At 32.4% G+C, this 24,547-nt stretch carries 23 protein-coding genes; 21 read left to right on the top strand and 2 right to left on the bottom strand.

Annotated features, from left to right (window positions below):
- Positions 1–69 precede the first annotated feature (69 nt).
- The 14 genes from J2S15_RS05765 (at position 70) to J2S15_RS05700 (ending at position 16,897) form a co-directional block, all read left to right on the top strand.
- Positions 70–888, top strand: a complete 819-nt coding sequence (locus tag J2S15_RS05765; protein WP_307406316.1) for a PRD domain-containing protein — start codon at positions 70–72, stop codon at positions 886–888.
- A 127-nt stretch (positions 889–1,015) separates the two neighbouring features.
- The gene (locus J2S15_RS05760; protein ID WP_307406314.1) at positions 1,016–2,602 is read left to right on the top strand and encodes a PTS transporter subunit EIIC; all 1,587 of its coding nucleotides are present in this window, start codon (positions 1,016–1,018) and stop codon (positions 2,600–2,602) included.
- A gap of 99 nt (positions 2,603–2,701) precedes the next feature.
- The gene (locus J2S15_RS05755; protein WP_307406312.1) at positions 2,702–3,496 is read left to right on the top strand and encodes a ChbG/HpnK family deacetylase; all 795 of its coding nucleotides are present in this window, start codon (positions 2,702–2,704) and stop codon (positions 3,494–3,496) included.
- A 3-nt stretch (positions 3,497–3,499) separates the two neighbouring features.
- On the top strand, positions 3,500–4,981 hold the full coding sequence (locus J2S15_RS05750) for a glycoside hydrolase family 1 protein (RefSeq protein WP_307406310.1): 1,482 nt from the start codon (positions 3,500–3,502) through the stop codon (positions 4,979–4,981).
- Between the two features lie 91 nt (positions 4,982–5,072).
- Positions 5,073–6,254, top strand: coding sequence for an MFS transporter (locus J2S15_RS05745; protein WP_307406308.1), 1,182 nt, complete (start codon positions 5,073–5,075; stop codon positions 6,252–6,254).
- Between the two features lie 215 nt (positions 6,255–6,469).
- Complete coding sequence (locus J2S15_RS05740) at positions 6,470–7,795, top strand: MATE family efflux transporter (protein ID WP_307406406.1); 1,326 nt, start codon at positions 6,470–6,472, stop codon at positions 7,793–7,795.
- 22 nt (positions 7,796–7,817) lie between these two features.
- A complete protein-coding gene (locus tag J2S15_RS05735; protein ID WP_307406306.1) occupies positions 7,818–8,708 on the top strand; it encodes a MurR/RpiR family transcriptional regulator in 891 nt (296 codons plus the stop codon).
- Between the two features lie 254 nt (positions 8,709–8,962).
- Positions 8,963–10,804, top strand: coding sequence for a beta-glucoside-specific PTS transporter subunit IIABC (locus J2S15_RS05730; protein WP_307406304.1), 1,842 nt, complete (start codon positions 8,963–8,965; stop codon positions 10,802–10,804).
- A 17-nt stretch (positions 10,805–10,821) separates the two neighbouring features.
- The gene (locus J2S15_RS05725; RefSeq protein ID WP_307406302.1) at positions 10,822–12,213 is read left to right on the top strand and encodes a glycoside hydrolase family 1 protein; all 1,392 of its coding nucleotides are present in this window, start codon (positions 10,822–10,824) and stop codon (positions 12,211–12,213) included.
- Between the two features lie 142 nt (positions 12,214–12,355).
- Positions 12,356–13,231: a LysR family transcriptional regulator gene (locus J2S15_RS05720; RefSeq protein WP_307406301.1), complete on the top strand. Its 876-nt coding sequence runs from the start codon at positions 12,356–12,358 to the stop codon at positions 13,229–13,231.
- A 99-nt stretch (positions 13,232–13,330) separates the two neighbouring features.
- Positions 13,331–13,672, top strand: a complete 342-nt coding sequence (locus tag J2S15_RS05715) for a MerR family transcriptional regulator (RefSeq protein ID WP_307406300.1) — start codon at positions 13,331–13,333, stop codon at positions 13,670–13,672.
- Positions 13,673–13,688: 16 nt separating this feature from the next.
- Positions 13,689–14,444: a carboxymuconolactone decarboxylase family protein gene (locus J2S15_RS05710; protein WP_307406299.1), complete on the top strand. Its 756-nt coding sequence runs from the start codon at positions 13,689–13,691 to the stop codon at positions 14,442–14,444.
- Between the two features lie 2 nt (positions 14,445–14,446).
- Positions 14,447–15,256, top strand: coding sequence for an MBL fold metallo-hydrolase (locus tag J2S15_RS05705; protein WP_307406298.1), 810 nt, complete (start codon positions 14,447–14,449; stop codon positions 15,254–15,256).
- Positions 15,257–15,355: 99 nt separating this feature from the next.
- Positions 15,356–16,897, top strand: coding sequence for an amino acid permease (locus J2S15_RS05700; protein ID WP_307406297.1), 1,542 nt, complete (start codon positions 15,356–15,358; stop codon positions 16,895–16,897).
- A gap of 150 nt (positions 16,898–17,047) precedes the next feature.
- Here the strand turns inward: J2S15_RS05700 and J2S15_RS05695 are convergent, their stop codons facing one another.
- Both J2S15_RS05695 and J2S15_RS05690 read right to left on the bottom strand, forming a co-directional pair.
- Complete coding sequence (locus J2S15_RS05695) at positions 17,048–17,728, bottom strand: flavodoxin (protein ID WP_307406295.1); 681 nt, start codon at positions 17,726–17,728, stop codon at positions 17,048–17,050.
- Between the two features lie 23 nt (positions 17,729–17,751).
- Positions 17,752–18,606, bottom strand: coding sequence for an aldo/keto reductase (locus tag J2S15_RS05690; protein WP_307406293.1), 855 nt, complete (start codon positions 18,604–18,606; stop codon positions 17,752–17,754).
- 94 nt (positions 18,607–18,700) lie between these two features.
- On the opposite strand from J2S15_RS05690, the gene J2S15_RS05685 reads away from it, so the two are divergent.
- The 7 genes from J2S15_RS05685 to J2S15_RS05655 all read left to right on the top strand — a co-directional run bounded on the left by J2S15_RS05685 (position 18,701) and on the right by J2S15_RS05655 (position 24,534).
- Positions 18,701–19,090: a MerR family transcriptional regulator gene (locus J2S15_RS05685; protein WP_307406292.1), complete on the top strand. Its 390-nt coding sequence runs from the start codon at positions 18,701–18,703 to the stop codon at positions 19,088–19,090.
- Between the two features lie 69 nt (positions 19,091–19,159).
- The gene (locus J2S15_RS05680; RefSeq protein ID WP_307406290.1) at positions 19,160–20,620 is read left to right on the top strand and encodes a BglG family transcription antiterminator; all 1,461 of its coding nucleotides are present in this window, start codon (positions 19,160–19,162) and stop codon (positions 20,618–20,620) included.
- Positions 20,586–21,059 carry a PTS sugar transporter subunit IIA gene (locus tag J2S15_RS05675; protein WP_307406289.1) on the top strand — a complete coding sequence of 158 codons (474 nt, stop codon included), beginning with the start codon at positions 20,586–20,588 and terminating at the stop codon, positions 21,057–21,059. The genes J2S15_RS05680 and J2S15_RS05675 overlap by 35 nt, the downstream gene beginning before the upstream one ends.
- 141 nt (positions 21,060–21,200) lie before the next feature.
- Entirely contained in the window at positions 21,201–21,524 is a 324-nt protein-coding gene (locus J2S15_RS05670) for a PTS sugar transporter subunit IIB (RefSeq protein WP_307406288.1), read from the top strand.
- Positions 21,524–21,838: a PTS sugar transporter subunit IIA gene (locus tag J2S15_RS05665; protein ID WP_307406287.1), complete on the top strand. Its 315-nt coding sequence runs from the start codon at positions 21,524–21,526 to the stop codon at positions 21,836–21,838. Before J2S15_RS05670 ends, J2S15_RS05665 begins: the two co-directional genes overlap by 1 nt.
- Positions 21,831–23,117 (top strand): PTS sugar transporter subunit IIC, encoded by a 1,287-nt coding sequence (locus J2S15_RS05660; RefSeq protein ID WP_307406285.1) that lies wholly within the window; start codon positions 21,831–21,833, stop codon positions 23,115–23,117. The genes J2S15_RS05665 and J2S15_RS05660 overlap by 8 nt, the downstream gene beginning before the upstream one ends.
- A complete protein-coding gene (locus J2S15_RS05655; RefSeq protein ID WP_307406283.1) occupies positions 23,104–24,534 on the top strand; it encodes a glycoside hydrolase family 1 protein in 1,431 nt (476 codons plus the stop codon). Before J2S15_RS05660 ends, J2S15_RS05655 begins: the two co-directional genes overlap by 14 nt.
- Positions 24,535–24,547 lie beyond the last annotated feature (13 nt).

Here is a 24,547-nt window from a genome sequence, read left to right as displayed (position 1 = left end):
AGCGCTACTTATATATCTTAATGGTATTAGTATGCATTTGAGGATTTTTTTGTAAAGGAGGTAACTTCAGTGAAAATTATTAGAAAAATTAATACATCAGCTGCAATTGCCTTGGATTCTAATGGTGAAGAAATAGTAGTAATAGGTAAAGGTATAGGATTTCCACCGGTTCCATATGAACTAACAGATTTAAGTAAAATAGAACGAACATTTTATGATGTTAATTCTCGATATTTTGGTGTTATTGGAACATTACCTCAACCAATTATTATTGCAAGTGCGGAAATAGTAGAAATGGCAGAGATGGAACTGGGATCCAATTTAAATCCAAGTTTGCCATTTACATTAGCAGATCATTTAAACTTTGCAGTTGAAAGACTGAGAAAAGGAATGAATCTGACAAATGCAATTGCTTATGATATTCGCCACTTCTATCCCAACGAGGTAAAGATTGGTGATAAGGCTTTGATTATTTTGAAAGAAAGAGCAAATATTACGCTACCAGAAAATGAAGCAATCAATATTGCGTTACATTTGATTAATGCAGAGTCAAATGTTGATGATATCAATGCAGTAATGAAAACAACAAAGATATTAGATGAAATAGAAGGTATTGTAAAAAAATGTTTAAATATTCAAATTGATAATCAGACATATGAATACTCAAGATTTATAGCACATCTAAGATATTTAATTCAGCGTTTATCTACTGATAAACATGCAGAAGTAAAAAATAGAATGATGTTGGCAACACTTGCTAAAGAATATCCAGAAATACAGCGCTGTGCAAATGAGGTTGCAAGTTATCTTGAAGGTACATGGGGTTGGAAGTGCAATGATGATGAAATTCTATATTTAATGTTACACATTAATCGAATTAAACAATAAGGAGCGTTAATCTAAATAGATACGATATCCAGAGTGTTTAAAAAAGTTTTCTTTTTTAGATGCTCTGGATTTTAATTTGTAATTACTATTATATATTCACTAGATTTATAAAAAAGGAGGATCTACTATGGATAAAAAAATAATGGAGTACTTAGGGGGAGAATCAAATATTACGAAAATGATTAGAAAGGGGAATTTTCAATATTTCTTTATAAAGGATATGGGTTTAGTAGATTTATCTGAAATCAAAGGAATAGAAACCATAAGTCACGTAGAAATGTCTAGAGGCAAGGTTACTATTTCATATAAAACCATAAGCGATAAGGAGAAAAAAAATATGGCTAAAAATTATAATGAACTAGCTAGCAAAATAATCGATTTTGTTGGTGGGAAAGATAACATTTCTTCTGTAATGCATTGCATTACTAGATTACGATTAGAAATTAAAGATCAAAATAAAGTAGATAAAGAGAAACTAGATTCTTTGGATGGAACAATGGGAAGTCAATGGGCCAATGGACAATTGCAAATAATTATTGGATCAAATGTTGGAGATGTTTATGAAGCTTTTTGTCAAGTAGGTGGTTTTAAACAATCTGGTACGATAGATGAAAATCTAGATGAGAATAAACCAAAGGCCAAAGGATTGAATAGAATTATTCAAGTTATTGTTGGTAGTATGGCTCCAGTTGTTGGTGTATTAATTGCAACAGGATTAATAAAAGGAGTTTTATCATTTTGTGTAGTATTGGGATGGGTAGATAATACAAGTGGTACATATATAGTCTTACAAGCCATTTCAGATTCATTGTTTTATTTCTTCCCAGTAATTATTGGATTTAATGCGGCAAAAATATTTAATTGTAATCCAATGATTACCGCAATTATTGGAGGTGCGTTAATATATCCTTCTCTAATTACTGCCTTTTCAGAAGGAACAGAACTTACCTTTTTAGGAATCCCTGTACTACTGCGTAGTTATACAGCATCAGTTTTACCAATTATATTTGCTAGTTGGATAGCATCAAAAATTGAAAAATTTATGACAAAGATTACTCCGGATTTATTAAAATTAATCGTAGTACCGTTTATCACAATTATTATTACAGCACCATTAACTCTAATGGTAGTAGGACCAGTTATTACTGAAATTTCTACTTGGTTAGCTAGTTTAATCCTTTGGGTTTTAGAATCTGTTCCAGTATTTGCAGGAATTATATTTGGAGGTGTATGGCAGATTATCGTATTAGCAGGACTTCATTATGGTATTGGACCAGTAACAATGCAGTTATTCTTAGAACAAGGTTTTGATGTAACTGCAGCACCTGTGTCGGCTTCAATGTTTGCATTAGTTGGAGTGTCACTTGCTATATTCTTGAGAACAAGAAATAAGAACTTAAAAAGTGCTTCGTTATCCGCAGGTGTTACTGCATTAATGGGAGTAACTGAACCAGCTATTTATACAGTGGCTATGCCATTCAAAAAAGCTTTTCTATCAGCAATCATTGGAGGTGGAGTTGCAGGTATATTTTTAATGGCAACTAATGTTATAACCTATGGTAGAGGGGTTAATGGAATTCTTCAAATAACTCTAACAATGTCAGAAGCAGGATTTAGCAATACAATCCTTTGGTGTATTGGTCAACTGATTGCTTTTGGTTTATCTTTTGTATTAGCATACTTCTTGTTGGGGAAAGATCCACAAAAAGACTAATTGATAGATTCGAAGTATATATATTTGGAAATGGTAAGGCATATTTATATAACGATAAACTATGTCTTACCATTCCTTTAATAATAATGAGGTGTAAAAATGAAATTAATAATAAGAGGTGATGATTTAGGGTGGAGCGACGGAGTAAATGCAGGTATTGAAAAAGTTGCAAGAGACGGTATTCTTACTTCAACTGGATGTATGCCCAATATGAAAGCAGCAGAACGAGGAATAAAAATTATTGAAAAGTATGGTCATATAAATATTGGTCAACATACAAATATAACAATTGGAAAACCAATCTCAGATCCTAAAAAAATTCCACATTTGGTTGATGAAAATGGTAATTTCAACACAAGTAAATACTATAGAGATTTGCAAAAGAAACAAAGCGATGTACTTCCATATTATGACGAAATAAGTATAGAAGTAGAAGCGCAGCTTAATCGATTTATTAAAATTAGAGGAAAAAAACCAGACTACTTGGAAGGACATGCTATTCCATCAATAACTTTTGAGAAAGTACTTGAGGATATTGCAACAAAGCATAGTATTTTATACTTTAATCCACGAGATAAGAATAATGAATATAGTTTATATTGCCCACCAGCAAGTGATTATACAATGGATATTTTTAAAAATAATAATCCCATTGCACAATTTGAAATAAATGTTGCGAGCTATATTATTAAGGAATTAGAGAAAGTACTAGATAAAGAGTATGTTATGTTAGTTTTTCATCCTGGTTTTGTAGATGCTGAAATTATGAAGACAAGTAGTTTTAATGGAGTGAGGATGTGTGATACAGAAGCACTTTGCTCAGACAAAATAAAAGAATGGATAAAACAACATAATATTGAATTAATTGGACATAAAGATTTAAGAAGGAGGTAATGTATGAAGTTTAAAGATACTTTTTTATGGGGAGCGGCAATGGCTGCAAATCAAACGGAAGGTGGTTATGGTGAAGGCGGGAAAGGGATTTCAAATACTGATGTAGTAACCAAAGGTGGAAAGAATAAAGAAAGATTTATTACTTATACACTTGAAGATGGCAGTAAAATGAAAACGCCTTTATTTCATTCAAAAGATATCCCAGATAGTGCTATTTTTGAATGTTTTGAGGATGAAGAATATCCAAATCATATAGCTGCTGATTTTTATCATCATTGTATGGAGGATATTGAATTAATGCATGAGCTTGGTTTAAAAGCTATTCGGTTATCAATTTCTTGGTCTCGAATTTTTCCTAATGGAATAGATGAAACACCCAATGAAGAAGGATTGAAGTTTTATGAGGATATTTTTTGTAAATTAAAAGAATATAATATTGAGCCTATTGTAACCATAAACCATTACGAAGTTCCTTTAAAACTAACAGAGTTATGGGGAAGTTGGAAGGATAGACGTACAATAGATTGTTTTAAAAGGTTTTGTGAAGCAATCTTTACTAGATATAAAGAACTAGTAAAGTATTGGATTACATTTAATGAAATAAATCATATTAGAATAATTCCTTTTATGTCAGCAGGAGTTACTAAAAATGATGCAACTACAATAGCTAATGCAAGTCATTATGAACTGGTTGCAGCTGCATCTGCAGTTTCTTTGGGAAAAGAAATAAATCCTGATTTTAAGTTTGGATGTATGATAGGATACACCCAATCGTATCCATATTCGTGTAATCCAGCAGATGTATACAAGAATTGGAAGTTTATGAGTCATTGTTATTTTTATAGTGATGTGCAAGTTCGTGGGTATTATCCAAAGTACAAATTAATCGAGTATACGGAGAATGGAATAGATATAGATTTAACTGAGGAAGATATTGAAATATTGAAGGGTGGAACTTGTGATTATGTAACATTTAGTTATTACTCATCTGGTACACAATCCGCAGATGAATCTATGAAAAATAGTGGTCGTGGGAATATGATTGATAAAGGTCCAAAAAATCCATATTTACTTGAAAGTGAATGGGGATGGACAATCGATCCAATTGGAATGAAATTAGCACTTTTAGAACTTTATGATCGCTATCAAAAACCATTGTTTATCGTTGAAAATGGATTAGGTGCACAAGATGAATTGGTTGATGGAGTTGTAAATGATGAATATAGAATAAAATATTATCAAGAGCATATAAGGAGTATTTATGAAGCAATCGAAAATGATGGTGTTGAAGTTATTGGATATACACCTTGGAGCTTTATTGATAGCATATCTGCAAGTACAGGGGAGAGCGAGAAACGTTATGGGTTTGTGTATGTTGATTACAGTGATGCAGATTATAAAAGATATAAGAAAAAGTCATTCCATTGGTATAGAAAGCTAATATCATCATCTGGTGCAAGTATTGATTCAAGTGAAATAAAATAATAACTTGGAAACTATAATCAACAGTACTAGATAATAGAAAATCAATTTAAGAGTACTATTAAATTGATTTTCATATCAAGAAGGAGGAAGTGTGACAAAATCATTAAATAGAGTATTCATTAACATATGTATTGTTGGATTTATAATGAGTATAGGGCAATTTATGTTAAATACACTACTGCCTCGCTATGTAGATCAGTTAGGTGCTTCTCCAGTAATTGTAGGATTTATAACAAGTAGCTTTACAATATCTTCTTTACTATTGAAACCAATTTCAGGACCTGCAGTTGATTATTATAATAAAAAGTATATTTTAGCAGGCTCCATTTTTATACTATGTATTGCATTCTTGGGATATTCATTTTCCTATAACATTATATTTCTTTTCATCTTCAGATTGTTACATGGTTGTGGTATGGCCTTTACAGTTATTGCTAGTCTAGGAATAATTACAGATATAGTGGGAAAAGAAGATTTGACAAGGGCAATAACTTATTATGGAATGGTACAAGCTATTGCTGGTGCTGTAGGCCCATCAATTGGACTATACTTATCTAATACGATTGGATATAATCAGACTTTTTTTATTGGAATGGTTATTATGATAATTGCGTTTATTTTCACTTTGACTTTAAAGACGAATACTACTATTCATAATAAACAAGATAAAATGAAAATTTCTTTAGACAAAATAGTTGCTAAAGAAGCACTTGTGCCAGCAATAATTATGATTTTTTTAGCAGCTACATATAATAGCATTAGTTCATTTTTAACTCTTTATGCTGATGCAATAAATGTTGCGAATATCGGAATGTTTTTTACAGTAAATGCAATTGCATTAATTATTTCTAAACCAAGTCTTGGTATATGTTCAAAGAGATTTGGTGAATATAGAGTATTACCATTTGCGATTATATGCTTTTCATTTTCTGTATTACTGATTAGTTTTTCTACTAATCTAATAATGTTTTTAATTGCCTCTGTTTTTTCAGCAATTGGTTATGGATCTTGTCAACCATTGATACAAGCATTATGTATTAAAAGTGTACCTAGAAATAGAAGTGGTTCAGCAAGTGCAACTAGTTATTATGGCACGGATATTGGGTATTTAATTAGTCCAATATTATCTGGACAAATGGTTGAATTATTTGGATATTCTGCTATGTTTCGAATAATGGCATGTTTACCAGTTATTTCATTGGTTTTGTTTGTTATTTTTAGAAAGAGAATAAAGAAAATATGCATAAAGGATTCATATATTCTGAAAGAATAGAATAATATGAATACAAAATAATTGAAGGGAATTTTTGATAAAGTATAAGAATTTAAATAATTATTATTTACTTAACTATATTGCTAAATATTTATATCAGTAGTAAAATACTGATTTTTTAAAACAATGCCTCGAAAGTATGATAGTTCATTGAAAACAGGTATTAGACAGTTAATAGAATCAATATTATGATGAAATAAAGCTAAGGGGGAGTTATTATTTTTAGTAATAAAGATTTAAAACGATTAATTATACCATTAATTATTGAGCAGATATTAATGATGCTTGTAGGTATGGCAGATACAATTATGATTTCATATGCGGGAGAAGCAGCAATTTCTGGAGTATCGTTAGTAGATATGATTAACAATTTAATTATGTATGTATTAGCAGCGATTGCAACAGGTGGAGCAGTTGTAGTATCACAGTATCTTGGAAATAAAGACGATGATAATGCTAGTTTGGCAGCAGGACAATTAATTGGAATATTAGTTATCTTTTCTACTGTTACAATGATTTTGTGTTTAGTGTTTCATAATGCATTACTTCGATTATTATTTGGTTCTGTAGAGTACGATGTAATGAAAGCAGCGGTTACTTATTTTATCATCTGTTTACTTTCGCTACCATTTTTAGGATTGTACAATGCATCAGCAGCATTATATCGATCTTTGGGTTTGACCAAGGTAACCATGTATGTGTCGCTTGGGGTGAATCTAATTAATATTGTTGGAAATGCAATTGGAATATTTGTTTTCGATGCAGGAGTGGCCGGTGTTGCAATACCTACTTTACTATCTAGAGTGTTTGCGGGGATAATGATGTTTACTCTAGCATTTCATCAAGATGCAATTAAACTAAAATGGAATGATATAAAAAACTATCATTCACAAATGGTAAAAAGAATACTCAAGGTTGCACTACCAAATGGAATAGAAAATGGCTTATTTCATTTAGGTAAGGTATTGGTAACAAGTATTGTGGCTTTGTTTGGTACAACGCATATTGCTGCCAATGGAGTAGCCAACAGCATTGATCAAATTGTGCCAATTGTAATTAATGCTATGAATCTGGCGATTATAACAGTAGTAGGTCAGTGTATTGGTGCGAATGAATATGAGCAGGCACAATACTATATTAAGAAAATGATGAAAATATCCTACATTGCTACCTTTATTTTAAATGTTATTGTATTTTTAGCGTTACCATTGTTGCTGCAACTTTATGATTTATCACCACAAGTAAGTGAGTTAACCTATATATTAGTAGTCATTCATAATGTATTATGTTTCCTTCTGCATCCATCGTCGTTCTTGTTATCAAATGCACTTCGAGCAACTGGAGATGTGAAAGTCACAATGTACGCGGGAATTATATCAATGCTTATTTTTCGTTTGGGAAGTGCATATCTATTTGGAATTGTTCTTGATTTAGGTGTCATTGGTGTATGGATGGCAATGGGAATGGACTGGTTAGCACGTTCTATTATATTTCAAGTTCGCTATCGAAGTGGTCAATGGATGGAATATCGAGTTATTTAATAAATTTTGAAAGGAGATAATGATGTTTTTATTTCAGAGAATAGAAGAAGTAATGATGAGTCACCAGGATGCTCGTCAGGCAATTGGTCAGTTTGTATTACAAGAACAGTCAAATTTATATAATTACACAATTAGTGAAATTGCAAAGCAGACATTTACTTCCAATGCAACAGTAGTAAGGTTTGCGAAAACTTTGGGTTTTGATGGTTGGAAAGATTTTATGAAAGCTTTTATTGCTGAAATAAAATATCAGGAATCACATCAGGGCGACATTGACGTAAATTACCCATTTAAAGGAAGTGATACGACAGAAGATATTATTGAAAAGATGAAGCAGTTACAAATAGAGAGTATCAAAGATACGGCTGACCTCATGGATGTTGATAATATGAATCAAGCTGTTAACTATTTGTTGAAAGCAAAACGTATTGTTATCTTTGGGCTTAGTCCTAATATTTATTTAGGAGAGCTGTTTAGAAGGAAATTAATAACGATTGGCAAAGTTGTTGATATAGCTCGCTCAGGAGAAACTGGTATTATTTCACATACTCTTGGTAGGGATGATTGTGCAATTATTATTTCTTATTCAGGAAGTAATAATTTAGCTGAACCGATTAGTAATGTAGAATTACTTTTAAAAAATAATGTTCCCATTATTGGGATTACTAGTGGAGGAGAAAACTATATTAGAAAGAATATTGATTGCATATTAACGATATCTTCAAAAGAGAGATTATATACGAAGATATCAAACTTTGCGACAGAAGAATCAATTTCCTATATATTAAATGTTTTATTCTCATGTTATTTCGTGAGAAACTACAATGAAAATAGTCTGTTTAAAATCCAGAACTCTAAATTATTAGAACAACAGCGAACAGCAATATTGAAAGAAATGAAAGATGATTTTTAAATAATAATTAAATCAGTATCTTAAATTAGATGCTGATTTTTTATAAAAAATTTCACTTTTTTTCATATGAATCATGCGAAAAGGATATATTCATGAAACATTTTTTCGAAAACTTTGATTTCGTTGAAAGCGCTTTTTTTGTATGTTAGATTGAGGTCGTGAAGAACAGTGCAAATAAAATGATCGATCAATTATTAAAATTTAGATATGCAAAGAGTTCTTTTATCAAAGTGTGAAAACGCTAGGAGGAGAAAATGAGTAAAAAATATGAACAACTAGCACAGGATGTTATTAAAAAAGTAGGGGGAAAGGAAAACGTAATTAGTGTTTACCATTGTGCAACAAGATTACGATTTAAATTAGTAGATGAAAACAATGCAGATAAAGAAGCTTTATTAGCACAGGAAGGTGTATCTACTGTAATAAGTAATTCAGGTTCTTATCAAGTTGTAATTGGACCACATGTAGCAGATGTTTTTGAAGAAATTGAGAAACTAGTAGATGTGAAAACTGAAAAAGACGATAGTCAAAAAGAAAAATTTAGCGCAAGTTCTTTATTTGATTTTATATCTGGAGTATTCATGCCAATTATTCCAGCTCTATCAGGAGCGGGAATGGTAAAGGCAGTACTGGCAATTTTAGTAGTAGCAAATGTTATTTCTACAGATTCACAAACATATTTCTTATTGAATAATATATTCGCAGATGGAGTATTTTATTTCTTACCAATGATGTTGGCGTACACGACAGCACAAAAAATGAAATGTAATCCAATATTAGCAGTTGCTGTTGCGGCAATGATGATGCATCCAAACTGGAGCACATTAGTAGCAACAGGGGAATCAGTTAACTTCTTTGATGTAATTCCATTTACATTAGTAGGTTATGGTTCATCCGTAATCCCAATTATCTTGATTATTGTAGTACAATCATTTGTGGAAAAATTCTTACATAAAATTATACCTGCAGCAATTGAACTGGTATTCTTACCACTTATTACGTTCTTGGTAATGGGGACATTAGCGTTCTCAATTTTGGGACCATTTGGATATATTTTAGGACAATATTTAGCTGACTTCTTTATGTGGTTAAGTACTAATGCATCATGGGCACCACCACTATTAATTGGACTAACATGTCCATTAATGATAATGATTGGATTGCATAATGCAGTAGCACCATTAGGAGTTGTGCAGATGACAAACCTTGGATATGATGGAATATGGGGGCCAGGTAATATTTGTTCAAACATGGCAGTGGCAACTGCAGCAGCAGTAGTTGCTCTTAGAGCAAAAGATAAAACATCTAGACAATTAGCTACTTCATCAAGTATTACTGCTTATGTTGGGATTACAGAGCCAGCATTATATGGAGTTGTTTTACCAAAGAAATATCCATTGATAGCTGCGATGATTGGAGGAGCTTGCGGAGGGTTATTCGCAGGATTAACTGGTACACACAGATTTGCTACAGGATCAGCAAGTATATTTGCAGCACCTTTATACATTGGTGATAACACAATGGTATATTTCTATAACATTATCATTGCAATTGTTATCTCAGTTGTTATTACGGCAATATTGACATTTGTATTAAGTTTTAAATATGAAAAGAAAGAAACTGAAAGTTCATCCGATGAGTTATCAATTGATGAAGGTACTATATTAACACCTGTAAAAGGTGAAGTCATGTCATTAGACAAAGCAGAAGATGAAGCATTTGCAACAGGAGCAATGGGTGATGGAGTTGTAATTCTTCCTAGTGAAGGAAAAGTGGTAGCGCCATTTTCAGGAACTATTTCAGTTCTATTTCCTACAAAACATGCGATTGGATTAACATCTGATTCAGGAGTAGAAGTATTAATTCACATTGGTATGAATACAGTTGAAATGAATGGAGAAGGATTTGATGCAAAGGTAAAACAAGGAGACTATGTGGAAGTAGGACAAACATTAGTAGAATTTGATATTGATAAAATTAAGAATGCTGGTTTTTCTACCCAAACAATGGTAATTGTTACCAATACAGCAGACTATGAATCTGTGTCAGCAAATTTTGCAGATGCATCAAAGCCATTGTTGGTTTTATCTAGATAAGTTAAGAAAGGATTCGTATGTTTTATAAAGAATTAAAAGAGTTTCCAAAAGATTTTCTCTGGGGAGCTAGCACTTCTGCTTATCAGGTAGAAGGTGCTTATGATGAGGATGGTAAAGGATTATCTGTTCAGGATGTTCATACTCCTCCTCCAGGAATAACGGATTTTAAAGTAGCGAGTGATCATTATCATCACTATAAAGAAGATATAAAGTTAATGGCAGAATTAGGGTTGAAAGCATACCGATTTTCAATTGCCTGGACTAGAATTATTCCAGATGGCAGTGGGGAAGTAAATGAAAAAGGACTTCAATTTTATCATGACTTAATTGATGAATTACTTGCGAATAATATTGATCCGATTGCCACAATGTATCATTTTGATTTACCTTATAAACTCCATGAAAATGGAGGATGGGCTAATCGAGAAACAATTGATGCATTTGAAAAGTACAGTAAAATTCTATTTGAGAATTATGGTGGTAAAGTTAAGTATTGGCTTACCATAAATGAACAGAATGTAATGATTAACCATCCCAATGCAATGAATCCTGGTAGAATTCCAAGTAAAAAAGAACTTTACCAACAAAGTCATAATATGTTTGTTGCTTCTGCCAAAGCGACTCTACTATGTCATGAGATGTGTGAGGATGCTAAAATAGGACCTGCTCCAAATATAACCGCTATTTATGCAGAGAAATGTAATCCATCAGATGCACTTGCGGCTGATGATTGGGAAAGTATTCGCTGTTGGTTATATCTAGATATTGCAGTGCATGGAAGATACAATACAATTGCTTGGTCTTATATGGAAGAGAAAGGTTACACACCAGATATTGAAGCTGGTGATATGGAACTAATTGCCAAAGCAAAGCCAGATTATATTGGAGTAAACTATTATGCAACTGCAACTGTTTGTGCAAGTAAAAATGATGGTACTGACTGTCAGCCAAGAAATGGTGATCAGCAGGTAATGATTGGTGAAGAAGGAGTCTATCGAGCTGGTGTTAATAACTATCTGGAGCAGACAGACTTTGGCTGGATGGTTGATTCAATTGGGCTAAGAGTGACTTTAAGAAGAGTGTATGATCGTTATCACTTACCACTACTAATTACAGAGAATGGATTAGGTGCGAAAGATGAACTGCAGGCAGATAAAACAGTTCATGATGATTATCGAATTGATTATTTGAAACGTCATTTTCATCAGGCACAGTTGGCAATCACAGATGGAGTGGAGCTAATTGGATACTGTCCTTGGGCATTTATTGATTTAGTAAGTACGCATCAGGGATATGGTAAACGGTATGGCCTCGTATATGTGGATCGTGAAGAAGACGATTTAAAAAGTTTAGAGAGAATAAAGAAAGATAGTTTTTATTGGTATAAAGAGTTCATACTTAATAATTAAATATATTAAAAATAAGTAAAGTGTTATTAAAATAATGCTTTACTTATTTTATGCTTTCAAAGCATTGAATATGCAATTTTACTAATTATTGGACATAATGTATAGTTTCGTTTTAAAATAGAACTATGAAAGAAGGTGTCCTATGGAACTACGGGTTTTACGTTATTTTCTAACAATCGCCAGAGAACAAAATATAACTAAAGCAGCAGAAGTATTGAATATTACTCAACCAACATTATCTAGACAAATTATTCAGCTAGAACAGGAACTTGGCAAGAAATTGTTTAATCGCGACAAAGGTAAGATTCGATTAACGAATGATGGAATGTTGTTGAAGCGTAGAGCTGAGGAACTTCTTGATTTAGCTGAAAAAACCGAAAAAGAATTCAAAGAAAATAAAACATTGATTAGTGGAGAAATAGCAATTGGTAGTGGAGAAGCGAATACCTTTCATTATCTATCGAAGATTATGAGTGATTTTTCTAAAGAGTATCCACAGGTAAAATTTGATTTGTTCAGTGGTAATGCTGATGATATAAAAGAGAAGATTGATAATGGGTTAATTGATGTTGCTTTATTGAATGAACCAGTATCAATCGAAAAATATGATTTTGTTCGTATACCAGAGAAACTACGTTGGGGTGTTTTGATGAAAAAAGATGATTCATTATCTCAACAAGAACATATTTCATCGAAAGATATTGTTGAAAAACCGTTGATTGTAACGAAACGTTCAATTGTTCAAAATGAAATAGCGAATTGGCTGAAATATGATTTCAATAAGTTAAATATAATAGCTTATTATAACTTGATTTATAATGCGACTCTGTTAGTTGAAGATGGACTTGGCTATGCTATTACAATCGATAAATTGGTTATGGACAATCCACAGAGTAAAGTAGTATTTAAACCTTTCTATCCACCTTTAGAAACAGGATGTGTAATTGTCTGGAAGAAACATCAAGTATTTTCTCCAGCCACAACAGAGTTTATTGAACAGTTAAGGAATGCTTTATAGGCATAAGCATAGATAGATAACGAGTATTGGACATTTATATATAGTAGAAATAAAATGTAGGTATAAGCAACCTGCATTTTTATTTGCATTAGGAGGATTATGACAACACATGAAGTAAGTGAAAAATACCAAATCTCATTAACGAAACTAAGAAAATTTGAATGTGCTGGATTATTCTCGTCAGTTTTAAAAAATGGAGAAGAGTATGTTTATTCAGCAGATGATATTAATCGATTAAGTGAAATACTAACACTTTATAAGATTGGTATGAAGATATCATCAATTAAGAAATATCTTGATTTAAAATATCAAAATAAAGGTGACATAGAAGAACTAAAACAAATGTTAAATATTGAGAGACTTAAAAATTTAAATCAATGTCACAAAAGGCAAGAAAATATAAGCACAATAGATTTTTTGATTTATGAGTTAGAGAAATAAACAAAAGGAGGATATTATGAATAGAGTAGAATTTAGTAAGATGAAGTATAAAGAATTATTCCAACAGGAAATGAATTATGAAATTGGTGATGATCCAGAATTGATGGAAATTCTTCAAAAGTTTATTTTTGGTGAAGTATTTCAGACAGGAAATATTAGTGATAGAGAGCGTGAATTAATTACAATTGTCTTGCTTACAATGCAACAGACATTACCACAATTAAAGGCTCATACAAATGCATCATTAAATATAGGAGTAACCCCATTAGAAATTCGTGAAGCCGTTTATCAATGTGCACCATTTATTGGCTTTCCAAAAGTATTGAATGCTGTTGCAACTATTAATGAGGTATTTAAGGAAAGAGGTAATCTTTTACCACTAGAAAGTGCAAAAACAATTACTGAAGAAGATCGATTTCAAGAAGGTTTTGATATTCAATTTCCAATCTATGGTGATGAAATCAAAAACAAAATGGCAACATTACCAGAGGGACTAAATGAGGCGCTTCCACGTTTTCTAACAGAAATGTGTTTTGGTGATTTCTACACAAGAAAAGCATTGGATATAAAAACCCGTGAATTACTTGTATTATGTGGCTTGGTTGCTATCAATGCAAATCCTCAGATTCAACAGCATGGTGCAGGGAATTTGAAAGTTGGAAACTCGAAAGAAACATTGATATCAGCAATACTTCATTGTCTTCCATATATTGGTTTTCCTTATGCTATTAATGCAGTGAATGTTATTAAAGACTTAGAAGAGGTTGGATAATAATGAACTATAATGAAAAAGGTCAGGCAGTAGCTCCAAAGGCACAATACTTTGGAAAGGAAGCTTTTGAAGAAACAGGAGATACAGTAATTCGATGGTTGGGGAATGGTGGTGCATTTATCAATAGTAGAGGTACAACGATTATGATAGATCCCTTATTACAGGATTTTGATATGCCACTACTTGTAGATATGCCAACAACAGTAAATGATATTCCTCATTTGGATGCAGTGCTACTTACGCATTGTGATAACGACCACTTCAGCAGATCTACATGTAGAGATTTAAAGAATAAATGTAATGAATTTCATGGACCTCACTATGTAGCAGAATTACTGGAAGAAGAAGGAATTAAAGGAAATGGTCATACTATATATGAATCGTTTGCTATCAATGATATACAAGTATCGCTAACCGCTGCTGATCATGCATGGCAGAATGAAAGAGAGAAGTACAGCAAACTTCGCTTTTATAAGAATGAAGATTTTTGTGGATATTGGATAGAAACAAAAGATGGTATGATTTGGATGCCAGGAGACTCAAGGTTATTACCAGAACAATTAAAGATGCCAGTACCTGATGTCATTTTATTTGATTTCTCTGATAGTAGTTGGCACATTGGTTTGGATGGCGCAAAACAGCTAGCAGATGCTTATCCAAATACACCATTAATATTGATTCATTGGGGCTGTGTGGATGCACCTACTATGGCTGAGTTTAATGGCGACCCAAATGTTTTAAAAGAAATGATTGTGAATCCTGAAAGGGTAAAAGTACTTGCTCCAGGAGAATCATTTATGTTGAATAACTAATGTTATTACATGATTTCTCTTTCTAAATATCTCTAGCATCAAACTTATCATTTCTTTAATCTAGTGATAAAATGATTACATGATAGAAGGGGAAGACGAATGATAGGGAAAAAGAAATTAAAAAACAATTCATCAATATCTAAAAAACAACTAACATTATTTGGATTTTTCACGTTGACAGCATCAATGCTTATGTCAGCAGATGAATATCCTGCTTTTGCAGAGTCAGGATTAATGGCAGTTGTTTTTTTAGTTGTAGCTGCCCTTATCTGGTTTTTACCTGTCGCACTTTGTTCAGCCGAAATGGCGACCATTGATGGTTGGGAAGAAGGTGGAGTTTTTACTTGGGTAAAAAACGCTCTAGGAGAACGTGCAGGATTTGTAGCAGTGGCTATGCAGTGGATGCAAAATACAATTAACTTTGTGACAATGCTATATTTTATTATTGGTGCAATTTCATTTGCAGTGAATGTCCCAATTCTAAATGAGAATCCAGTAATAAAGTATGTATTATTCTTAATTATCTTTTGGACTTTAACCGTTTCACAGTTAGGTGGTATAAGTAAAACAGATATCATTGTAAAGATATGTTTTATATTTGGGATAATTATTCCTTCTATTATATTCTTAGTATTAGCTTTTACTTATATACTACAAGGGAATCCACCACAAATAGATTTAAGTAGTTCTGCTATTTCATTTAATAAGTTTTCAATATCTAGTTTTGTCCCTTTTATATTGGCCTTTGCAGGTATTGAAGCAAGCGCCTCTTATGCAAACCAAATGGAGAACCCTAAGCGTAGTTATCCTCTTGCAATTTTGCTGTTGGTTTTATTTGCAGTTGTACTCGATGCATTAGGTGGATTGGCAGTAGGTATTGTTGTACCAGTGAGTGAATTATCAATGAATAGTGGAGTCTTACAAGCGATTCAGATAGCGATTAAGGAAATTGCACCTGCACTTAGCTGGTGTACAAGATTTATTGCAATCTTACTAGCAATGGGAATGATTGGAGAGGTAAGTTCATGGGTCGTTGGACCTGTGCGGACATTATTTGCAGCTGCACAAGATCAGCTTTTACCTGCTTATTTTGCAAAGGGAAATAAACACAATGTACCAGTTCGCTTAGTTATTCTTCAAGGAGTAGTTGTAAGTGTAATAGGAGCAATTCTAACATTAGCTTTTGGTGGAAATAATTCAGCATTTAAAATATCTATGTCTTTAACTGTAATGATGTATATGGTTACCTATATGTTTATCTTTATTGCCTATTTAAGAATTCTATTCAAAGGTTCAAAATTGAAGAGAACTTTCCAAATTCCAGGAGGTAAAATAGTTAAAACAATGATTGGTTTCGTTGGTCTTATATCTACCATCTTGGTATTTGTAGCAACCTTTATTCCAAGTAGTGAAGTGCAAAAGGTAATGAGTCAACAACTTTATATTATCATTATGTTGGTAATGTTTCTTTTGGTATTAGGTGGAGTATTAGCTCTTTACCAGAAAGAAGAAGATCGAATCAAAGGTATTAAACTACTTACACATCATCATGCAAAACCTAGTGAAGTCAATCCATATATATTCCCTAAAGGGAGAAGTTCAAAAATATTTAGTGTGGATAAAGAGAATCAAAGTAATTAGATTCTTGTAAATATAATAAACTAAGATTTAAAAATTTAAGAAGGCAAAGGAGTTGTAACGAAATAGATTACTACTCATTTTAGTTGTCTTTTGCTATATACCACATCATTGTAAAAGATGCGCTAATAAGCGCATCAATTTTAATAATTATTAAAAACCTAAATCTTTTAACCATTGAATGATATCTTCTTCAGAAGTATCTACATTATCTCTTGATACTGTGAATCCATCTGTGATAACAGTAGCATCAGGTTCTAATTCAGTGATTGTTTCCATGGTGTTGGAGAAACCACTACCTCCATGCGTATTAAAAGGAACAATTGTTTTGTCTGAGAAATCATAGTCATCAAATAATGAATATAAAATCATTGGCATATCTCCCCACCAATTTGGATATCCAACAAAGATTGTATCATATTGATCAAAATCTTGAATCGTATCTTTTATTTCAGGACGATAATTTTCATCCTGTTCATTCGCTGCCTGATCAACAAGTGTATCATGGTCAGTTGGATAAGGTACTGATGGTTCAATTCTAAATAATTCACTATCTGTATTTTCATGTATCACTTGTGCAACATACTGTGTATTTCCAAGGACTTCTCCATCCACTACAATGGCACTGTTCTCCTCTTCTTCACTCATATTATTAGGATCAGTTGTTTCTGGCATTGAGAAGTATACTACAAGTATCTTGCCACTGTCGCTAATATTGTTTTCTTCTTTAACTATTTTAGGATTGCAGGTATCCTCTTGATCATCTGTGCTATTGCATGCAACTAGTGATGTTGCTAATAAGCATCCTAAAATTATTGTAAAAATCTTTTTCATTGTTTTCCACCCTTCAATAAATCTTAATCTCTTCTTTGCTTAATTAAATTAATAAACATATCAACTGCTTCAGGAGTCTGGTGATTAAAGAATAGACTCTCATTTGTATCTAATGACTTAATTGTATTCATATCATCATCAGAAAGAGTAAAATCAAATATTTCAAAGTTTTCTTTCATTCTATCTTTGCGAACAGACTTCGCAAGAGCTACTACATCTCTTTGTACTAACCATCTTAAGATTACTTGAGCAACTGATTTATGATAGTTGTTTGCGATACCAACTAACACAGGATTTTCAAACATATTATTCTTGCCTTCACCAAACGGTGCCCATGCTTCAATTTGAACATTGTTCTTTTCCATATTTTTCTGTGCATCGATTTGCTGGTGTAATGGATTTGTTTCTACTTGATTTACTTGTGGAGTGACTTCATTAAATGCACAAATATCAGACAAACGATCTGGATAAAAATTGCTGACACCAATCGCACGAATTTTTCCATCTTTGTATAGTTTTTCTAGTGCACGATAAGAACCATAGTAATCTCCAAATGGTTGATGCAGCAGAACTAAGTCTAAGTAATCAACTTTTAGTTTCTTCATTGATTCATCAATTGACTCTAATGTTTTCTCATAACCATAGTTATCAATCCAAACTTTTGTCGTGATAAATAATTCTTCTCTTGGAATACCACACTTGCTAATTGCATTACCAACTTCTTCTTCATTGAAATAACTTTGTGCAGTATCAATCAAACGATAACCTACATTTATCGCATCTAGGACACATTGTTCACAGTCTTCCTTAGATATCTGAAATACTCCAAATCCTAGTTTTGGCATTTTCACACCATTGTTTAATGTAATATATTCCATACTTTATACCTCCTTGACTTCCCACTCTTTTGTGAGTACAATCTAACTATAATGGGCGGTAGTTACTACCGGTCAAGCGAAAAAGGAGAAATTTATGTATACAATGAAAGAGACTTGTGAGAAAGTGAATATGAGTTATGAAACATTAAAATTTTATTGTAATGAAGGATTAGTACCAAATGTAAAACGAAATAAAAACAATTATCGTATTTTCAGTGATAAAGATATTGCATGGATTTCAAGCCTTACATGCTTAAAGGATTGTGGAATGTCAATTCAAGAGATGAAGGAATATCTTGATCTATGTTTGGAAGGAGAGGGAACAATTCCTAAACGAAAAGAAATTTTAGATATTAAAAGAAAAGCATTAGAGAATAAGTTAAAAGATATTCAAGATAATATTGACTATATCGATAACAAACAAAAGTTTTATGATGATGTACTTAGTGGAAAGATTGAGTATTTCAGTAATCTTATGGAATAATTAAAATATTAAAGGGATCAACTATTATAGTATTGAACGTGAGTGTATTCAACCAAACTGGGGGTAACTATGAAAGATTCATTATCGCAACGACAGATTGATATAATTGAATTTTTATTGCGTCAAAATGAAGTGTGTCCAAGTTCATTAATCGCAGAAGAAGTAAATTGTTCGGAAAAAACAGTGAGAGCAGAAATCGGATTTCTGAAAAACTATCTTGGAGATATTGCACAGATAACAATGCAAAAATCAAAGGGGTTTTCGTTGAAGGTAAATGATATGGAGAAATTGAATTCGATTTTATTTCGATATCATAAATTTTATGATTATCGCTCGGATCGAATCAAACATATTGTGAGAGTGTTGTTAGAACGAAAAGACTATATTACGATTCAGGAACTATCTGATCAGTTGTTTGTCAGTAAATCGACACTACAAAAAAGTTTAACGGAAGTAAAAGAATTACTTGAGTCTTATAATTTAAAAATAGAAAGCAAGTCATGGCATGGATTAAAGGTAGAAGGCAGTGAAATGAATAAACGATTCTGTTTATCTTCAGTTCTGATAACTGATAATGATGAGTCCCAGTCTTATCTGCGATATCGAAAATTGTTAAATCCTGCACAATATGATGCATTAAAGATGATAATTATTAACGTATTCAATGAAGAGAATATCCAGTTGAGTGATGTGACACTTAATGCATTAGTTGCACATTTAACAATTATGATTAAGCGCATAGCATCAGATAATTACATATCAGAAAAGATTAGTCATCTAACCCCAAATGAGATTCAGCAACGAATCGCAAGAAAACTATTAATTAAGATTGAAGAAGAATATCAGATTAAATTTCCTGATGAAGAAATTGACTATTTAGTTATTCATCTGTTAGGTATTCATCTAGGTGATGATGAACATGCAGAAGTGTTTGATGATGATATAGCTACATTAATTACTGCGATTAGTGATAGTGTTGTCTTAAGTTTTGGCCTTGATATATTTTCTCGTGAAGAGTTTGTCCGTTTGTTTGTAATGCATTTGAAACCAGCAATTAATCGCATTCGATTTAAAATGAATATTCGTAATGTATTGTTGGATGAGATTAAACTAAATTATCCACTTGCTCATGAAGTGGCAATTCATGTTAGTAAAATTATTTCAGATTTTGTAGGAGTTGAAATACCTGAAGATGAAGTTGGATTTTTGGCCTTGTATATAGGTGCAGAAATGGAAAATAAAAAACATGTGAATCATGATGTGAAACGAATTATTATCGTGAATCCAAACAGCGAATCGGTTAGTCAACTAATAAAGAATAAAATTATTAGTAAGTTTGGTCAAAGAATTTGTGTAATTGCTTATACTGACATTCAGGGATTAAGCAAATATGCAGAAGATGAGGTAGATTTGATTGTCAGTACAGTAGATTTAGGGAGTTATATTTTAACTCCAGTTGTTCAGATCACATCACCATTTTCAAATGATTTCTTGGATGCAATCGCACAAAAAAACACGTATTGGTTATAGTATTGAAGAACATGTAAATAAAGATTTGATTTATTTAAATCAGGATATTAATTCCTGGGAAGAGGTAATTGAATTCTTATGTGTTAATGTAGCTGATTATTATCATATTGAAATGGACTTTAAGGACAGTGTTTTTGAACGTGAATCAAGAGGTTCTACTTGTTATGGAAATCTGGTTGCAATCCCTCATGCGATGAAATCATTTTATAAGAAAACAATTTTGTCCTTTGTGACACTATCCAAACCAGTGCAATGGAAAGATCGTCCAGTTCAGTTAGTTTGTTTATTAAACATTGGTACAGATAGTGAAAACGATATTGAAAGTGTGTTTAGTTTTCTAACGGAATTAATTAATGACCCTGAACGAGTGAAATCATTACTAGCAAGTGGAAGTATTAATGAGTTTAGTGATTGGCTTATTTATGGTAATCTCAGATAAAATAATAATATTACGTGAAGAAGTGGTTGGGAAATCGCTTCTTTTTATGTCGTATATTTTTTTCCGTTACCTAACGGAAATGGATAATGTTTAAATTATTGTAGGTAAGAATTAGAATGAAATCATAAGGAGGAATACATTATGAGGATTATGTTAGCGTGTGCACAGGGAATGTCTACAAGTCTGTTGGTTGCGAAGATGAAAGAAGCAGCAGAATTAAATGAGGTAGATGTGGAAATCTTTGCTGCACCAGAGGCTGAAATTCCAAAACACAAAGCAGAAATTGATATTGTACTACTTGGACCACAAGTTGCATATCTACTTGAAGATACACAAGAGGTGTTGGCTGATACAAACATACCTGTAACGGTTATCAATTCTGTTGATTATGGAATGTTGAATGGAGGGAAAGTGCTTGATGTAGCACTGAAACTTATTGAAAAGACTAAAGAGGGAGAGAAGTAATGAATCAAAATGAAATGAGTATTGTGGAACTCATTACACATGCTGGGGACGCAAAAAGTAAGTATATGGAAGCAATGCGTAAGATACGCAAAAAGAGCTTTGATGAGGCAAAAGAACTAGTGAGGGAAGCAGATGAAATAATTCTTAAAGCACATGTGATTCAGACAAACTTGATCCAAGGGGAACTACAAGGAAATGAAACACAACAGTCACTACTAATGATACATGCACAGGATCACTTAATGACTACACTAATGCTTAAAGATATAACAAAAGAGTTAATCGAAATATTTAGGGAGGATTATCATGGATAATTTTATGAAGCTTATGAACAAAAAACTTGCACCGATTGCAAGATGGTTCGACAAAAATAGATATTTAGATGCGATTAAAAATGGTTTTTATGGAGTAATGCCATTCTTAATCATTGGTTCGTTTTTATTAGTGTTTGCAAATTTACCAATTGATGGATATGCAGATTTTATGGCATCCATTTTTGGAGTAGGATGGGATCGTGTATTTACTATTCCGTTTGATGCAACGATGAATATTATGACATTGTATGTTATTTTTGCAATTGCAAGATCACTGGCAAGTCATTATAAAATTAATGATATTAATGCAGCATTATCAGCACTAGTAGCATTCATTATTTTAACTCCATTTATTGAGGATGGAGCAGGAATATCAGCAGAAGCATTTGGAGCTTCAGGATTATTTTTAGGGATTTTAACAGCAATATTAACAGTAGAAATTTTAAAGTTTGTTATTAAAAGAGATATCGTAATTAAGATGCCAGCAAGTGTTCCAGCGAACATTTCATCATCATTTACATCACTGTTGCCATCATTTGCAGTTGTAATGGTATTTGTGACACTAAGAATTGGATTTGAAGCAACATCATGGGGAACCGTACAAAACTTTATTTACTCATTGATTCAAGCACCATTATCAAACGTAGGTGGTTCATTACCTTGGATGATCTTTATGAACTTATTTGCTTGTTTATTATGGGCATTTGGTATTCATGGTACGGTAATTCTTGGGGCAATCATGGATCCAATTTGGATTCCAATGACAGCAGCAAATGCCGCAGCATACGCAGCAGGATCAGAAATTCCAAATATCGTAAATACGGAGTTTCAATCAAACTTTGTTCAACTTGGTGGAACAGGTTGTACAATCGGATTGGTTATCTGTATGGTTATTTTCGCGAAATCAAAACAATATAAAACAATGGGAAAATTATCAGCTGTTCCAAGTATCTTCAATATCAATGAACCAGTAATCTTTGGTACACCAATTGTATTGAACCCAATTATGCTAGTACCATTTGTTTTAGGAACAGTAGCTGCAGTAGTTATCACTTATGTAGCAATGGCATCAGGACTTGTACCATTAACCAATGGAGCAGCACTGCCTTGGACGATTCCACCAATCATATCTGGATTCTTACTTAGTGGATGGCAAGGAGCAGCGTTACAGATTTTTACAATTGCTGTTACAACGTTTATCTGGTTCCCATTCTTTAAAATCGCAGACAATAATGCTCAAAAACTGGAATTAGGAGAAGCGGTTGATGTTGAAGAATAGGTTTCCAAAAGACTTTCTGTGGGGAGGTGCAATTGCTGCCAATCAGGCAGAAGGTGCCTATGATGTAGATGGAAAAGGATTATCAATTGCTGACTTTCATGCATACATTAATAAGAAAAATAGAGATGATCGAGCAGAACATTCAACGATATTAAATACACGCTCATCTCTAGTAGAAGATTCTTCTAAGTATTATCCTAAACGTGATGGAATTGATTTCTATCATACTTATAAAGAAGATATTTCTCTATTTAAAGAACTGGGATTAAAATGTTTTCGTACATCGTTTAACTGGACCCGTATTTTTCCAAATGGTGATGAAGAGGAACCAAACGAAGAAGGAATGAAGTTTTATGATTCTTTGATTGATGAATTACTTAAGAATGATATTGAACCAGTGATGACAATATCACACTATGAAATGCCAGTACACTTAGTAAGCGAATATGGTGGTTGGTATTCTCGTAAAACAGTGAATGCTTATGCACATTTATGTGATGTTCTATTTAAGCGATATGCGGATAAAGTAAAATATTGGATTACCTTTAATCAGATCAATCTATTATCATTTAATTCATTAGGTATTCTAGATGAGTTTGCTGATAATGAATTAGAAGCAACTTATCAGGCAGTACATCATCAATTCATTGCGCAAGCAAAAGCAAAAGAACTGGCGAAAGTTTATGGTGAAAAAATGTTAATTGGGACTATGCTAAGCGATAAGATTGCTCATCCAGCAACCTGTAAACCAGAAGATGTTTTATTTAACTATCGTAAGAATCAAATGGAATTTCTCTTTGGAGATGTAGCAATGCGTGGTTATTACCCAGGTTATGCAAAACGTTTCTTTAGTGATAACAACATTACTATAAAATTTGAAGATGGTGATGAAGAACTATTAAAAGATAACACAATGGATTATTTATCATTTAGTTATTATTATACAAAAGTAAATGATGCACAAAAAAATAGTTTCAGTCCAATGGATAAAACAAAAAATCCATATTTGCAGGCAACAGAGTGGGGATGGGAGATTGACCCTCTTGGATTAAGAACTGCATTGAATCAATATTATGATCGTTATCAATGTCCATTGTTCTTAACTGAAAATGGAATTGGAGAACGTGATATACTTGAAGGTGATAAAGTACACGATCCTTATCGAATTCAATATTTAAATGATCATTTCATTCAAATGAGTGAATCAATTAAGGATGGTGTTGATCTAATTGGTTATTGTTTATGGTCACCGATTGATATCGTTAGTTGCTCATCAGCAGAGATGGCAAAGCGATATGGGGTCATTTATGTAGATAAAGATGATGAAGGAAATGGTACAGGAAATAGATATAAGAAAGACAGCTTCTATTGGTATAAAAAAATAATTGAAACCAATGGAGAATCATTAACAAAATAATAAACTAATGAAT

It is taken from the genome of Breznakia pachnodae (assembly GCF_030814225.1).
Classification (GTDB): Bacteria; Bacillota_I; Bacilli_A; order Erysipelotrichales; family Erysipelotrichaceae; genus Breznakia; species Breznakia pachnodae.
Note: the sequence above shows the minus strand (reverse complement) of the source record. Positions and strands in the feature narration are given on the sequence as shown.